This window comes from Streptomyces sp. NPDC050085, assembly GCF_044460595.1.
GTDB lineage: Bacteria > Actinomycetota > Actinomycetes > Streptomycetales > Streptomycetaceae > Streptomyces.
The window spans coordinates 1,348,305-1,362,575 of the sequence record NZ_JBITJZ010000001.1; the positions used below are offsets into that span (position 1 = coordinate 1,348,305).

A 14,271-nucleotide genomic window follows, 5' to 3' on the forward strand; every position below is an offset into this window, starting at 1 on the left:
CCGGGCACCACGCCCCACCGGATCTCCGCGCTGGTCTCCGACACAGAGGCCGGGTCAGCGCGGAGAGCGGGGGGTGCGATCAGGACTGGGAAGGGTTTGCGTAGGCCGCGACCGTCTCGCCCTCCGCGGTGGCGGTGACGATCTTCGTGCCCGCCTGCGTGTAGGTGTGGGTCGCCTCGGCGGCGTTGTCCTGCACGGTCGCGGTGCCTGTCTGGCCGTCGCCGAACGCGAAGTTGACCACCGTGTCGTCGGCGGCGGTGCCAGTCCACTTGAACGTGAACTTCATGGAGTCCGAGGAGTCCACGGTCGCGGTGAGAGTGGCACCGCCCGGGGCCGGGAGGTCGATCGTGCCGCAGGTCGCCGGAGGCGGGGCGATGGTGGTCTGCCGGATGAGGCGGACCTCCTTCGTGCCGATCGGCGCGAGGAGCGGGGAGGGAGCACCGGCGGCGTTGGCGACGACGTTGTGCGGGCCCACGCCCCAGCGGGAGCCGGCCTGGGCGTTCGCGGTGAACGTGAAGTTCACGCTCGCTGCGCCGATTTCGAGGTCGCCCATGACGCCGGAGGTGAGCCAGGGGCACAGGATGTAGCCCCAGGCGCCGGTCGCGTTCGGGTCGTCACACGCCGATTCGCCCTGGACGTCGGTCCAGACTTCGAGGGCGAAGCCGCCGGAGTCGGAGGGCTCCACGGACTCGCGCCAGCCGACAATGTCGCCGCGGGCGTCCAGTTCCAGCGCGTTGGCCGGGTTGATCAGTCCGACCAGGCCGGGGTCGACCTCGCAGAACTGGATCTCCGCCTGGATGTACTTGATGGAGTCGGGGACCTTCAGGTACACGCACCGTTCGCCGGCGGCGTTGGTCTGCTCGATCTCCTCGCCCTCGGCGATCTCCGCCGAGTAGGTGACGGTGATGAAGCCCTTGGAGACGGCCTGGGAGCCGGCACCATAGATGGGGCGTCCGCAGCCGTCGACGCGGGTCAGCCGCATTCGCCGCCCGAGCACCGGGGTAAAGCACTTGGTAGCCATGGTTCCTCACTTGGCTTTCTTGGCTGTGGTGTTGGGGGCGATGTCGACCTCGTACGCCTCGGCGCCGGGTACGGGGGCCCACGTGATGAGCGCGCTCGTCTTGTCCGCCAGGCCGACGGCGCTGACCCGCGCGGGGGCGGGCAGCGCGGGCAGGGCGGGGGTGTCGTCGGTGACCGGGACCGCGAACAGCGGGCAGTCGAAGGTGACGAGGACGACGCGCTCGGCGATCGCGTAGTGCGTGTTGGACGGCGGGTCGAAGAAGCCCGCGATGCGCGGCGAGGTGCCGGGGAGCACCTGCACCGCATCGCGGCGGACGGTGACCTGTCCGGTGGCGTAAATCCACGCGGTGCCGTTGCTCTCGGTCCCGTCGGGCCCGCTGCGCCCGTATCCGGCGCCGAACGCCCACGGCGCCCCGAGCGGGCTCCTCAGGCGCGGCCCGTCGGGATTGGCGAGGTTCTTCGCGCGGGCGGGGGCGGCGAGGCGGCGCGGGGCGTGCAGGACGCCGAGCTCCGAGGTGGCACTGCCGAGGGCCTCTTCGAGGAGGCCGACGGCCGTCTGGAGATCGACAGCGTCCTCGGCCAGGAGCACGGTGCGTTCGGACTTCAGCGTCGGCAGGATCCCGGCCTGGTCGGACCACAGGGCCCGCTCGATGAGCCGTTCTTCGACCGCGTCGAGACGCACGCGCACCCGGCGGTCGATGTCCTCGGTGCGCAGGTCCCCGCATGCCAGGCCGGCGTACAGGCCGATCGGCCACGCGGAGTCCCAGCGGGGCTGTTCGGTGCGCTTGGGGTGGTCGTTGAGGTCTTCGTTGCCGGGGCGTTCGGGGTCGCACAGCGCCCAGTAATCGCCCTGCGCACACGTGTCGGTGGTCCACTGCGCGTATGCCTGGCGGACGCGTTCGTCGATGACGGTCGCGGCGCTGTAGAGGCCGTGGCGGCGCGGGGGCGCCTGCGGCTGCTGGACCTGCACGAGCGGCGCGTAGGCGGCCGGCGGTGCGGTGGGGGTGGTCATGCTGTGCCCTCCCTTCTGTGGGCTGGCCCTGCGCCCCGGCCGGTGATCCACCGACAGGGAACAGACCGGCTCGCGGCCGGGGCGCAGGGAGTGAAGTGCCTACAGAGGGCGGGCTAGATGGCCGGGCAGAGCTGCTTGGCCTCGGGCACGACGCCTCCGGTGGTGGCGCCGTTGGCGCACAGGTCGATCTTGAGGAGGCGGGCCGTTCCGCACTTGCGGCCGAGGAGGAAGCCCTCCTCGGTGAACAGCGAGATGTACTTGTTCGACGGGTGCGTGGCGTCGCCGAGGAGGTTCACGCTGTCGTAGATCGAGTCGAGGCTGATGATGTCCTGGCGCGCGGCGACGTAGGCGCCGGCGGTGTAGATGAGGACCTGGAGCTGCTGCGGCCAGGACTTGAGCGTCGTCGGGTCGGCGACGTCGAGGTCCTGCCAGTCGTAGACGAACTGGACGCGGGCGCCCATCTGCGCGAACCAGGCGTTGATACGCGAGTCGGGGACGGCGATCAGGTCGACGCCCAGGCGCTTGGACAGGTCCGAGCGGAGCAGGCCGTGGACCCAGAACGGCAGGACGACCTCGACGGTGGTGCCGCGCGCCATGCGGTTGCGGGCCTTGATGTTCTCGATCTGGAGCTCAAGTGCTCCCAGCAGGCTCGGGACGGCGCCGGGGCCGTAGTGGTAGCCCGCGTCGTCGCCGCTGCCTTCGATGCCGTAGGTGACGGTGTGGTCGACGCGCTTGACCATGCGGTCGATGGTGTCGGCGTTGATCAGGTGCTCGTGTGCCGTCATGAGGCGCTGCGTCCAGTCGCGGACCTGCTCGGGCCAGGAGTGGTTGCGCAGGATGTCGGCCTTGATGCACATGCCGCGCGGCAGGAGGCGCAGTTCGTTCCAGTCAGGGCAGGGCAGTTCGGCGCAGGGCTTGACCGGGCGCGCGAGCGGGTCGTCCTCGCAGAGCTGGTCCTCTTCCCAGGACCAGGTGTGCTCCTTGAGCTTGTCGTAGACGGTGCCGAAGTCCGGGGTGGAGGGCCAGCGCAGGCCGCCGTGGCGCACGGTGATCGTGGGGAGGTCGAGGATGCCCTCGCGGGAGGCCATGTCGGGGCAGAATTCCCAGAGCGTGTCCGACGGTGAGCACCAGATGTCCCCCTGCGCGACGGTGCCTTCGCACGCGGCGACCAGGGAGCCGCCCTTGAGGCGGCGCTCGTCTGCGGCGTAGTCCAGCACGCGCGAGTCGTGCTCGCTGGAGGCGATCAGGCCCGAGTCGGAGCGCGTCAGGTTGAACTGGGCGATGTTCACGCCGCCGGACGCGGCGTTGGAGCGGCCGATGCGGGCGAGGGCCTGCATGCGGCGGGTCGCGGCGTCCACGAGCTGGTCGAAGGAGAGTTCCTGGCCGGTGTTGTAGCCGGGGATGTCCGCCGACGCGGTCAGTGACCAGTTCGATCCGCTGCCGTTGCCGGGCAGGGTGCGGTCCGAGCGCAGCGACCCCAGTCGGTTCCCGCTGCGGCGGGATGCGGCGACCGGCGTCGGAGCGGCGGCCTCGGGCGCCGCGGCAGACTCCTGCGCGCCCTCGCTCTCGCTTACCGGGGCGTTCTCGACGTCCGGCTCGCTGTCGAGGCCCGTGCCCGGCTCGTCCTCGGTGTCGGCGGGCGCGTCGGAGCCCTGGGGGCGTACGCGGCCGTGGAGTTCGGCGATCTGCTGCTGCCGGGCCGTTTCCGCGTCGGCGATCGTCCTCTGACGGTCGCGGGCGGCGTCAACGACGTCGGCGAGCTGCGTGATGGTCGCGACCTCGGCGTCCGTGCGCGAGCCGTCGGCGTCAGCGATCTCGTCAAAGGCGGCCAGCGCGTTCTCGGCGAGTTCCGCTGATGCCTCGGCGCCGAGTTCGCTGATCGCAGCGTTGATGATCTCCGCGCGTGCCTGGCCGTCGGCGGCGTCGGCGAGCTGCTGGAGAAGGGAGTTGAGCTGTTCGCGGTTCATCGCGAGTGTCCTTGATGCGAGAAAGCGTCAACACCCGCGCATCGGCGGGTTGTTGCGACCCCGGCCCACAGCCAGACGGGTCTTCCTCGCATCCCGGCCCACAGCCAGACGGACACGCTGAGTTGGGTGCAGGCGCCCCCCAGGGGAGTCCGCACGAATTCCCTGGGGGGTGCCACTGGCGTGGTACACACCTGCACAACGGAGCATAAGCCCACAACTGGGCTCAACGGTCTATAAGTTGGTCATCCCTCGGCGATCGTCTGGAAATACTCACCCGTACGGTGCAACGCCCGGCTCGCGTCGGCCTCCACCCACGTCACGAAGTCCCGATGGGGCTGCGGCTTCTCCCGTTCGGACAGTTGATCAGCATCAACCACGCTGACCTCGCCGCTGAGCGCGTCGATGGAGAACGACTTCCCCTCGGGCAGTTTGTGCCGCCACACCTTCGCGCCCTTCGGTGGCGTCTGCCCCGAGTCCCACTGACCGACGCGGTATCCACCGCCGCCTCCACAGCACCCCATGCGCCTTACCTTTCTTGCTACTTCGCGGCCCGCTTGGCGCGGGCCTCGGCCTTCATCGCTTCCCACTGAGTCCTGTTGGCACAGGCTCGCGCGCGGGACTTCGGGTTCACGTTCTGGCGGCCCTTCCAGTTGAGATCGCCGGTCAGGCACATGCGGGTGACGGCGTTCACGGCCACAGCGATGGCATGGCCCTTCGTCATCCCCTTGCGGGTGAGCTTCTTGGACAGCGACCGGATCATCTCGGGGAGGTGGCCGCCGCCGACCTTGGACTTCTCGACCCAGTTCGCGAACGCCTGCGCGTCGTCGGGGCCGTCGAGTTGGCTGGCGAACTGCTCGCAGTACGCCACGTCTTCCGGGGTCGGCTGAAGGTCGGGGTGGTCGGCAACCTCGAGGATCCAGTCGTCGGTGGCGTGTGGTTCGCCCTCCGCGTCGTCGGTGCTGTCGAGGTCTTTCTCCCGCGGGTCGGAGCCGATCCGGGTCCCGGCTCCCATTGCCTGACGGTGTGCGTTCATGCGGGCGGCGAGGTGGTCGGTGCGGGCCCTGTTGATGCGCTGGGTGGCCTGGGCTAGGACCCGGACGTGGTCGTCGTCGCCGGGCGTGGTCCGTCGCTGTGCCACGCCGGTGGTGCGCACGGCTGCCATCTGCTGTCCGAGGGCGGTGATGGTTTCGCGGAGCTGGGCGAGTGCGGCCGTCATCTGCGCGGCGAACTGCCCGATGCCGGGGATCGTCTGCTGTGGGTTGTCGGGCCAGTTGTCGAAGGCGTCGGTCTCGGTGACGATGCCGGCTGCGACGAGGGAGAGCGGCTTGTCGTCGTGGAGGTAGGCGGAGGCGCGCAGGACGGGGAAGGCGGGCCGGTTCACGGCGAGCGCGGCGACGAGGTCGAGGCCGTGGCCCTTATCGCGCCAGTCCCCCGACAGGGGTGCCCTGCGCAGGATGGCGATCTGTTCGGGGGTGGCGCCGGGGGTGAGGGAGCCGGCGACCCAGATGCCGTGTTGGTCCTCGCCTGCGCGCACGATCGCGGCGCCGTACCCGGTGTCGGAGTAGAACGCCATGGTCTCGCTCGCGGTGAGGCCGTGCTCGGCGTGTGAGGTGCCCGCCGTGAGGGTGCCCACGGAGAGGTAGGTGCCTTCGGCGGTGAGGACGGAGCCGACGTGGAATTCCTTGTAGCCGGTCGGGGACTTGGGGGCGAAGACCTTGCGGCCGGGAAAGCTGAGGTGGGGCGAATTCCACTCGGCGAGGTGTCCGAAGACCTGTCCTTCCGGCGTGACGTGCATCGCGGTGGGCTTGTCGAAGCCGGGGTTGTCGAACCAGGCGGCGGGCGGGGCGACGGGGATGGAGGAGGCGACGAGCGAGGCTCGCTGGCGGGTGTCGGCGTCGAGCGCGAACGGGCGCTTCTTCTCGTCGTCTTCGCCGTCCGGTTCGCTGGTCTTGGGTTCGGGGCGCGGCGAGGTCGGCTTGCCCGTCGGCGCATCGGCGGCAGGCTCGTCGAGTGGTTCAGCGGTGGGGTCGAGGTCGCTCGGGGGGATCTCGTCCGCGTCTGTGTCGACGGTCGGGGCGTTCTCGTCGCTGGTCCCGGGGTCGATGCCGTCGAGCAGCCCGGGGGCGGGCTGCTGTTGTTCGGGGGCGGTCGGGTCCTGCATGGCCGGGCCGAGGGGGAGTTCTTCGTCGTCGTCGAGGATGCGGATCTTGGCGTGCTTGTCGAACGCGGGCTGTCCGACCAAGGTGGCGCCGGTCAGGCGCCAGGACCGTACGACCTCGACAGGGGCCTCGGGGTTGGAGTCGTCGAGCTCCATGAGGGCCTTGTCGAGGTCGACGGAGACCCACCCGAGGTAGCCCCGGGCGATCTTGTCGGCCACCTTCGCCGCGTCGGGGTCCCTGCCGTCGAAGGTGCCGCTGCCGTGCAGGACGCCGCCCTCGACCCAGGCGTGACGAAGGATAGCCAGCCCCTGCACGGCGCCTTGGTGCCGTTCCGCCAGGCTCGGCTGGAACAGCAGCGGGAGGGGAAGTTCACGGGTGTCCAGGCGTTCAGTCGCCCCGAGGCGGCGTTGGTCGCCGGAGTCCTGCTCGATGGGGGCGAGCGGGCCGGTGAAGCGGATGTCGTCGGGACCGGCTTCCGGCCCGGCCTGCGCAGTGGTGACGGGCATGGTTCCTCCGGATGCGGTGAGCGGGGCCGGTGTCAGGCGCAGCGAGCATCGGCAGTGCCAGGTCTGTGCGGGGCTCGCTGAGGTGGGGTCGCCGGGGAACATGAGGCGTTCCCCGCCGACGGTGAAGGGCTGGTCGACCGGGACGGTCTGGCCGTTGGCTTGCATGTGGGCGTCGCGGGTGCGGCCGTCGAGCGGCATGTGGATGCGCCACGTCTTGAGCATCGGGACGCCGGACTCGGCGGCGTTGAGGAGCGCGGCGGTGAGGGTGCCCGCGTTCATGGCCGAGCGCAACTCGGTCTGGACGAGGGCGTTGGCCCACGCTTCGTGAGCGGCCATGTCGAAGAGGGCGCCGCGCTGGTCGGGCGGGAGGCCGGTGAGCTTGCGGAAGGTATTCGTCTCCCAGTGGCCGCCGCCGATCCGTTCGACGGCTTGCTGTGCGTACTGGACGGCACGAGGGTGGGCGGCGGCGAGGCCGCCGGCGCCATTCATGTACGCCTCGATCAGGAACGGTGCGAGCGTCGGCGGGACGGCCGTCGCCCAGTCGGAGGGCCAGCCGTTGACTCCGAGCCGGGCGACGACCTCGCGGGCGGTGGTGAGCCAGGCCGTAAGGCGCGTACGGAAGGCCTCCATCGCCCGCGAGATGAGCACGGTGAGGGTCATCGCAGGACTCCCGCGTCGCGCAGGTGCCGGGTCAGCATCGCGACATCGTGGGCCTGTCGGCTAGTGATGAGGTGGCGCGTATAGCGGTCCACGGCAGCGATGGCCTCGGCGGACGCATAAGGGCAGGCGGCGAGGTGGGTCCAGGCGCCGTCCAGGAGACGGGCCATGTCGGTGAAGGACTGACACGTCGTGTGGACCTGCCAGGCCGGGATGGTGGTGTCCGTGGAGGTGCGCCCCGGCGTCATGCGTTTGCCGGCGACTTCGAGTGCGCGGCGTACCGCCATGTCGGCGGCCGCCGTGAGCGCCATGCCGGTATCGGAACGCTGGGCCGGGAGGGCGCGGGGTTCGGCACCCCGCCCGGTGTCGGCTGCGGGGGCCTGGCGCTGCCCTGCTCCGGCGCCCGCAGCCGACGGGCCCGCGCCAAGACCGCCACTACCGGGCGCGGGAGTTGAGGGCCCTAGGTCGATGCCGAGGGCCTGGGAGAGGATCTGTTGCGCCATCTGCGGGTTCTCGGCCAGCTTCCACAGCGCGCGGCGGGTGCGTTCCTCATCGGAGGGTTTGTCGCCGTCGCCGAAGCCGATCTCCCTGCGCAACGCCTCGCCGGAGAGTTCACCGCGGTCGTAGAGCTGGATGGCGTCGTCGGACTGGTCTGGGCGCAGGGTCAGTTCGGTGGTGTCGGCGTAGATGACGTACCGGGAGGCGTCCTGAATGCCGTCGTCCTCCATGAGGGGGCGCAGGTACCGGTCGGTGACGGGCTGCGTGAAGAGCCTGAGGACGGGGATGACGTGGAGATCGACCGCCTCCTCGGAGATCTGCCAGGAGGTCCAGTGGTTGGCCTCTTCGCTGCCGAGGATCGCGGTCGGGGGGACGTCCATCCCGATGGCGAGTTTGCGTTGGGCCTGTGCCAGCAACTCGCTTGAGCGCTCGTCGAACTTGGAGGAGATGTCGATGTGCTGGATGTTCTTGATGTCCTCGCCCTTGGCGCGCAGGACGATGGGCACCACGGCACTGGCGCGGTCGCGGTCGGTGATCGCGGGGACCATGTTCTCGATGAGTTCGTCCATGAACTCGTCGGTGTCCTCGCGCGGGTTGCCGTCGGCGTCGTTGACCGGGACCGTCTCCGCGCCGGTGAGGGATGCCTCTAGGGGGACGGCGAGGATGCCGTTGCCGGCCAGGCGGGAGTCGATGGTGGCGTTGACGTGGGCGGTGAGGCCGCACAGGATCCGCAGGTCTGGCAGCAGCGGCTGTACGGGACTGTCGGCTTGCCATGAACGCTCGGGGTCGGGGCGCCAGATCCGGGACACGAACGACTCGCCCTGGGCAAGTTCCACGTAGCGCTGCTCGTCGATCTGAAGCTTGAACGGGGCGTCCTCGCCGGAGCCGGTGGTCTGCAACTGGGCGCGGGAGGCGATGCTCCAGACTTCGGTGCCGGTATCGGGGTGAGCGTAGGCGACGAGGTACCACTCCCCTACGACGGTGGCGTGGATGGCCATCTGCGCGAGGAGTTCTGCCTGCCCGTCGGCGCCGCCGGCCCACGAGGTGAGGTAGCGGTCGATGAGCGCCTGGTCGTCGACGGGGACGGGGGTGCCGTCGCCGCGCGGGTCAACGGTGCCCAACTTGAGGGTGGCGCGGGAGCAGGCGTTGGCGAGCCAGCGCACGCCCTGTCGCAGTTCGCCGCAGCGCCGATAGAAGGCCCAGGCGTCGGTCTGCCAGCCCGCGGCGGCGGGGAGCTGGGAGAAGGAGGAGCGGGCGCGGTTGCGGTTGACGGACTTGCCCGTCGTGGGGCGGGGGGAACGCAGGAGTTCGGCGCTCGCGATCAGGGATGCGGTGCGCAGCGCTCGGGGTCGGGGCAGCGTCGGCAAGGCGGCTTACCGGGCGTAGCGCTGGTTGAGGGCTCCGACGAGCCAAGAGGCGGCGGCGACCTGTGCGGCGGCGGCTGCCCATCCGAGGGCGGTCTCGGGCCAGTCGCCGAGCCAGTAGCGGACGGCGAACGCGGTCAGGACGATCCAGAAGCCGGTGCACCAGGCGCAGGTCATGCCCGCGTACAGGCCGCGCTCGTCGACCGGCTTCACCGGCGGCGGATCACCGGCCGCTTCATCGGCCGGGCGCTCGCGGTCGGCGAGATCCGCCTTGTAGGCCTTGAGCGCCCGACGCCCGAAGTAGTCGCGTACCGGCTTGGTGATCGTGTCGGTCGTCACCAGCCGCGTGACTCTCGCAGCACTCAGCACGATCAAGAGAAATGCCCACAAAGTGATCGTCACGCCGCAAATCTTACGGCCTACATGCCGCCTGAGTGAAGGATCTATCACACAGGGTCACAGATGAGGGACGGCACCGAACTAGCGCACCCACACCCACCCAAGCCTTAGACTCGAACACATGGCCGAAAAAACACCACAGAAGCGCCTCGCTGCGGCCCTCGTCGTCGAGACGTACCTGCGGTGGCAACTCAAGGAAACCCGCGATTCGATCGACCGGCTGGAGAAGGAAATCGTGGACTGGGAGCGGAAGCGGGAGATCGCCTACCGCGAGTCGCGCTTCACCATCGAGGAAACTCACAGCGACGAGGAACCGGACCGCATCCACCGCGGCGGATGCCAGCACAACCGAGGCGCTTCCGACTTCCTCGAAGGGCCCGAGGCAGCTCTCCAGTACGACGAGCGCGGCCTCACCGCGTGCGAGATCTGCAATCCCTTGCCCGGGCTGCGCTCGGCGGTACTGAACTGGACGCCTCCCCTTCCGGAAGACGGCGTCTGAAGACGTCTCTCCTCCGAGGCCGCTGCCACCCCAGAGGCAGGCGTCAACCGCCGTAGGAGCGTTTGCCGATGCGTGGGCCGCCTAGTTGCTGGTGGGCGCGGTTGGTGATGGCCTCACGGGATCCCTGCGGGCTGTTGACGGCCTGCCCTGTCGAGGGCGGTCCGAGGAGCTGGTCGGCGAGGAGGACGGAGGCGTCGATACGTCCGGGGGACCAGGAGGAGTCGGCCTGGAAGGTGCACCACTCCTTGACCAGCTCGGGCATCTGCTCGGCCAGCCGGATGCGGTCCTCGCGGAGCTGCCCGGCTACCGGCTCGGCGCGCAACAGCTTGCCGATCTTCGCGCTCTTGGCCTCGACGAGCGGGGGGATCTTCTCGTACGGATTGGGCCCAAGGTGCGCCTTGTCGCCGCGGTCGTGTTCGTCGGCCCACTCGTCGCGCAGCATCTTCCACGCGGTCTTGATGACCAGCTCGGCCTGGTCGCCGCCGAAGTTCTTCTCGACGTAGATGACCGAGGCGTTCGTCTCCATGGCGAGCGTGCACGCGGCGCGTGACCAAGCGTCGGAGGTCATGCGTCCGGAGCGGTCGTGGGTCCAGTAGAGGCGTTTGTCGGTGCCGATGTAGCCGCCGATGATCCCGGCCTCGTCGCGTCCGCCGCCGCTCGGGTCGACGGCGACGCCGATCCGGCGCGGCCCGGGGACGCCTGACAAGTGCGTGCGTTCCCGCATGAGTTCAGCGGTCACGAGCGCGCCCTCGACCGGTTGCGGGTCGCCCTGGTAGAGCGCGCCCCAGTCGTACGGGGTGGAGGAGGAGCGCTTGCTGTACCAGTGCGCGAGGAGTGCCCCCTTGTCCCGGGTGGCGATCTTGGGGTGTGAGAGGGGATCGCCCTGCTTGCGTTTGAGCGGGTCGCCCGCGGGCGTCAGCTTGAGGTCCGCGATGGCCGGCAGGTGGATGACGGTCCACTCACCGCCGTTTTCCGTGCGGCCCTCGGCCTTGAGGAGGCGGCCGGCGAGATCGTCCTCGTGCCAGCGGGTCAGGATCAGGAGGGTGGGGGCGCCGGGCGACAGGCGGGAGACAAGGTCGGAGGAGTAGGAGTTCGCGACCCTTTTGCGCACGGTCGGGGAGTCGGTCTCCTGGCGGTTCTTGTGGGGGTCGTCGACGACGAGGAAGTCACAGGGGTGACCGGTCAGGGAGCCGCCCATGCCTGCGCAGCGCACTCCCCCGCCGGTGGTGAGGCGCCAGTCGGAGACGGAGGAGCGGTCGGCGGACAAGTGGAGGTCGAATCGGGCTCCGTAGGTGCGGATCAGCTTGCGGATCTGGCGTCCGCGTTCGTCGGCCAACTCGGAGCCGTACGAGGCGATGATGACGTGGTGGGTCGGGTTTCTGACGAGCCACCAGAAGACGCCCCACACGGCCGCCGTGGTCGACTTGCCGACCTGGGGCGGGGTGGTGATCAGGACCTTCTTCGCGTTCCCGGCTGCGACCTTGGCGAGTGCGTTGCCGATCAGACGCGAGTGGGGGCGCGGGTTGAAGGTGGGGTCGACGGAGACGGCCATGGAGACGGGATCGCCGAGTGCGGCGAGATAGCGGGCCCGCTCCATTTCCTGCTCGGGGTCGCGCTGGGGCGCGTAGTGGAGCACTACTCGTCGTCCTCGTCGCCGTAGGCGATGGTGACGTCGTCCGTCCCCTCGGCGCGCGCTGAGGCGGCGGCCGCGATGGCGCGGAGCTCGGCCAGGCGGTCTTCCTCCGTCAGCGGGACGGCGGTGATGCGGATCGCCGGCGCTTCGTCCGAGCCTTGGACGGTGACGGTCTTCGGATCGATGGCCTGAGCCAACACCTGCTGGAGCCTGATCAGTTCGGCATTCGACAGGTCACGGTCCTCACGCCAGCCCTTGACCAGGGTGCGCAGCGCCAGGCCGGTCGCGGCGACCATCTGTTTGGCGTGGGCGCGCCGGGCCTCGTCGAGGACGGCTTCGTCCTTGCGGCGCTGCTCGACGTCCCAGGCCCGGGCGCGTTCGGCCCAGTGCATGCGGGTCGCGAGCTTTTGCAGGTAGGCCGGTGAGCGGCCGATCTCGACGGCGAGGGCGCGGACCTTGCGGTCCTTCATGTCGCGGTATGCCTCGAAGCGCCGGTAGTTGTCGTCCGACTCCCGGGGCCGTTGCTGCTCCCACGGGTCGAGGGTTGGGTCGAGTGTGATCGGCGTCTTATCTGCTGGCATGACATTTCCCCAGGTCAGGTGGGGTTTCTCCGATAGAATTCGGTATGGAACAGGTGGAAACGATCACGGGTCCGCTCGGGCCGGTGCTGACGATCCGGCAGCCGTATGTCAGCCGGATCATGCAGGGCGACAAGATCATCGAAAACCGTTCGTGGGCACCCAAGTACCGGGGCCGTCTGTACGTGCACTCCGCGCAGAAGCCGGAGCGAGACCACGGCTTCGGTCTGACGGAGAAGGACCTGGAGGGCGTGCACGTACGCGGGCAGGTCGCCCCGGTCGCGCGGGACAACGTGCTCGGGTGCATCGTCGGACACGTCGACTTGGTGGACATCGTCACGGACTCTGATCACTGGAGTGCGCTGGACGGCTACTACCACTGGGTGCTCGCGAACCCTGTCGAGTTCGAGGAGGCGATCCCTGCGCGGGGACGTCTGTCGTTGTGGACGTGGCACGGTTGACGGCGTCGGCGAAGTCGTCGAACACCGGCCAGTACTGGCACGGCGGCGAGGGCTTTCCGAAGGAGGGCACGTTGCCGGTGAAGATGAAGCGGGCGGGGTAGCCGGACAGGCCGACGAGTGCTTCGAGTGCGGCGTCGGGCTTGTCAGCGAAGAACACGAGCGCGCCCGCGATGACGGGGGCGGTGCGCGAGGCGCCGATGAGGAAGTTGCGGATCCCGTACGGCACCGGCTTGACGAGGCCGGTGAGGTCGAGGGCCCAGCGCAGCCCCGGGCACGCGTCCAAGGTGGCCATGGCGAGACCGGGGCCGTTGTGCACGAGCAGGCCTCGCGAGCGCGCGTTTCCCGGCCTCCAGTCGACGAGTTCGACCCCGTAGGCGTACGCGAGCTGCGGAAGGCTCAGGGGTTTGCCGGCGACGCGGGGACGCGGGTCCTTGGGCGGTACTCGAAGCCGTAGCAGTTCATCATCCGCACGTCCGCCTGATGCTTCGCGAGCCCCTTGTGGGCGTTCTTCCCGCCACCCAGCATCATCTGACCGGGTCGGGTGTCGCAGTGCCATCGTTTGCTCTTCAGGTAGTAGCGGATCAGCCCGGGGTGAGTCGTCACGGAGCGGAAGCGGTAGCCCTTGGCCACGTACAGGTCGGCCAAGAACTCCTCGAACCGTGTGCCGATTCCCAGGCCCTGCCAGTCCGGCATGACGACGAGCCGGCGCAGGCGGCGGATGCGGCGGGCCTTCGGGCTGGGGTGGGGGAAGTGGGCGACGACGCCGAACGCCACGCACTCGTCGCCGATGAACGCGCCGTAGCAGTCGCCCGCGGGCATGTTGGCGCTCAGATAGTGATGGACCCGAAAGACCTTCCAGAGCGAGGCGTCCACCTTGCGCACGTCGACCGTGACGGTTGGCCGGGGTTGAACCTGCCTCCACGTGAACGTCGGGACGTGCGGCTGGAACACCCAGTCCGGCTGGAGCCACTCCTCGATGTCGTAGTGGCACGTGACGGCGACCATCCGGGAGCCGCGTCGGCGGATCAGTTTCGCGGTTGCCGCGCTCGCGATCTGGGCGACCTGGCGGTCCACGGTGGAGGTGAACTCGTCGATGACCGCGAGGTCGGGATGCTCGAGGACGGCTCGTGCGACGTGGGCTCGGAACTGTTCGCCGCCGGACAGGGTGTTGTACGGGCGTAGCCAGGCCGGGGCTGTGGAGAGGCCGACGGCGTTGAGGGTCGCGGTGATGTCCTTCACGGAGAGGTCGTCGGCGAACGCGTCGACGAGCGCGCCCTTGTCGGGCCAGTCGAGTTCCTGGATGAGCCGGTCGCCGAACATCGCCTTCGCGCAGGTCGACTTGCCTGATCCGGAGGGGCCGACGATGAGCCCGATCGCCCAGTCCTTGTCCTCGATGGGCGCGTCCACGGTCCAGGTGCGGGCCAGTTTCTCGTCCGCGGGCAGGTCGAAGCGGGCCTCGACCTGCATCACCCGTGGAGTGCGCTGGAGTTCGTGGGAGACGGAGACAGTGGTCTTCAC

12 protein-coding genes are annotated in these 14,271 nt (G+C 69.5%); 2 read left to right on the forward strand and 10 right to left on the reverse strand.

The features are described from left to right. Nucleotides 1-79: 79 nt before the first annotated feature. The 7 genes from ACIBUY_RS05875 to ACIBUY_RS05905 form a co-directional block, all read right to left on the reverse strand. Nucleotides 80-1,021, reverse strand: coding sequence for a hypothetical protein (locus ACIBUY_RS05875; protein WP_365567363.1), 942 nt, complete (start codon nt 1,019-1,021; stop codon nt 80-82). A 6-nt stretch (nt 1,022-1,027) separates the two neighbouring features. Then, nucleotides 1,028-2,032 (reverse strand): hypothetical protein, encoded by a 1,005-nt coding sequence (locus ACIBUY_RS05880; protein ID WP_365567365.1) that lies wholly within the window; start codon nt 2,030-2,032, stop codon nt 1,028-1,030. Between the two features lie 113 nt (nt 2,033-2,145). After that, nucleotides 2,146-3,999 (reverse strand): major capsid protein, encoded by a 1,854-nt coding sequence (locus ACIBUY_RS05885; protein WP_365567367.1) that lies wholly within the window; start codon nt 3,997-3,999, stop codon nt 2,146-2,148. Nucleotides 4,000-4,241: 242 nt separating this feature from the next. Further along, nucleotides 4,242-4,520: a hypothetical protein gene (locus tag ACIBUY_RS05890; protein ID WP_365567369.1), complete on the reverse strand. Its 279-nt coding sequence runs from the start codon at nt 4,518-4,520 to the stop codon at nt 4,242-4,244. Between the two features lie 17 nt (nt 4,521-4,537). Further along, entirely contained in the window at nt 4,538-7,324 is a 2,787-nt protein-coding gene (locus tag ACIBUY_RS05895; RefSeq protein ID WP_365567371.1) for a phage minor head protein, read from the reverse strand. Further along, complete coding sequence (locus tag ACIBUY_RS05900) at nt 7,321-9,186, reverse strand: hypothetical protein (RefSeq protein ID WP_365567373.1); 1,866 nt, start codon at nt 9,184-9,186, stop codon at nt 7,321-7,323. The genes ACIBUY_RS05895 and ACIBUY_RS05900 overlap by 4 nt, the downstream gene beginning before the upstream one ends. A 6-nt stretch (nt 9,187-9,192) precedes the next feature. Then, nucleotides 9,193-9,522, reverse strand: coding sequence for a hypothetical protein (locus tag ACIBUY_RS05905; RefSeq protein WP_399151893.1), 330 nt, complete (start codon nt 9,520-9,522; stop codon nt 9,193-9,195). 181 nt (nt 9,523-9,703) lie between these two features. On the opposite strand from ACIBUY_RS05905, the gene ACIBUY_RS05910 reads away from it, so the two are divergent. Further along, nucleotides 9,704-10,081, forward strand: a complete 378-nt coding sequence (locus tag ACIBUY_RS05910; RefSeq protein WP_365567377.1) for a DUF6233 domain-containing protein — start codon at nt 9,704-9,706, stop codon at nt 10,079-10,081. 43 nt (nt 10,082-10,124) lie between these two features. Here the strand turns inward: ACIBUY_RS05910 and ACIBUY_RS05915 are convergent, their stop codons facing one another. Continuing rightward, a complete protein-coding gene (locus ACIBUY_RS05915) occupies nt 10,125-11,717 on the reverse strand; it encodes a terminase large subunit domain-containing protein (protein ID WP_365567379.1) in 1,593 nt (530 codons plus the stop codon). Further along, the gene (locus ACIBUY_RS05920; RefSeq protein WP_365567381.1) at nt 11,717-12,295 is read right to left on the reverse strand and encodes a hypothetical protein; all 579 of its coding nucleotides are present in this window, start codon (nt 12,293-12,295) and stop codon (nt 11,717-11,719) included. The genes ACIBUY_RS05915 and ACIBUY_RS05920 overlap by 1 nt, the downstream gene beginning before the upstream one ends. 44 nt (nt 12,296-12,339) lie before the next feature. Here ACIBUY_RS05920 and ACIBUY_RS05925 point away from each other — a divergent pair, with 44 nt between their 5' ends. After that, nucleotides 12,340-12,753, forward strand: coding sequence for an ASCH domain-containing protein (locus ACIBUY_RS05925; protein ID WP_365567383.1), 414 nt, complete (start codon nt 12,340-12,342; stop codon nt 12,751-12,753). 396 nt (nt 12,754-13,149) lie between these two features. Here ACIBUY_RS05925 and ACIBUY_RS05930 read toward each other — a convergent pair whose 3' ends face one another. After that, complete coding sequence (locus tag ACIBUY_RS05930; protein ID WP_365567385.1) at nt 13,150-14,271, reverse strand: GNAT family N-acetyltransferase; 1,122 nt, start codon at nt 14,269-14,271, stop codon at nt 13,150-13,152.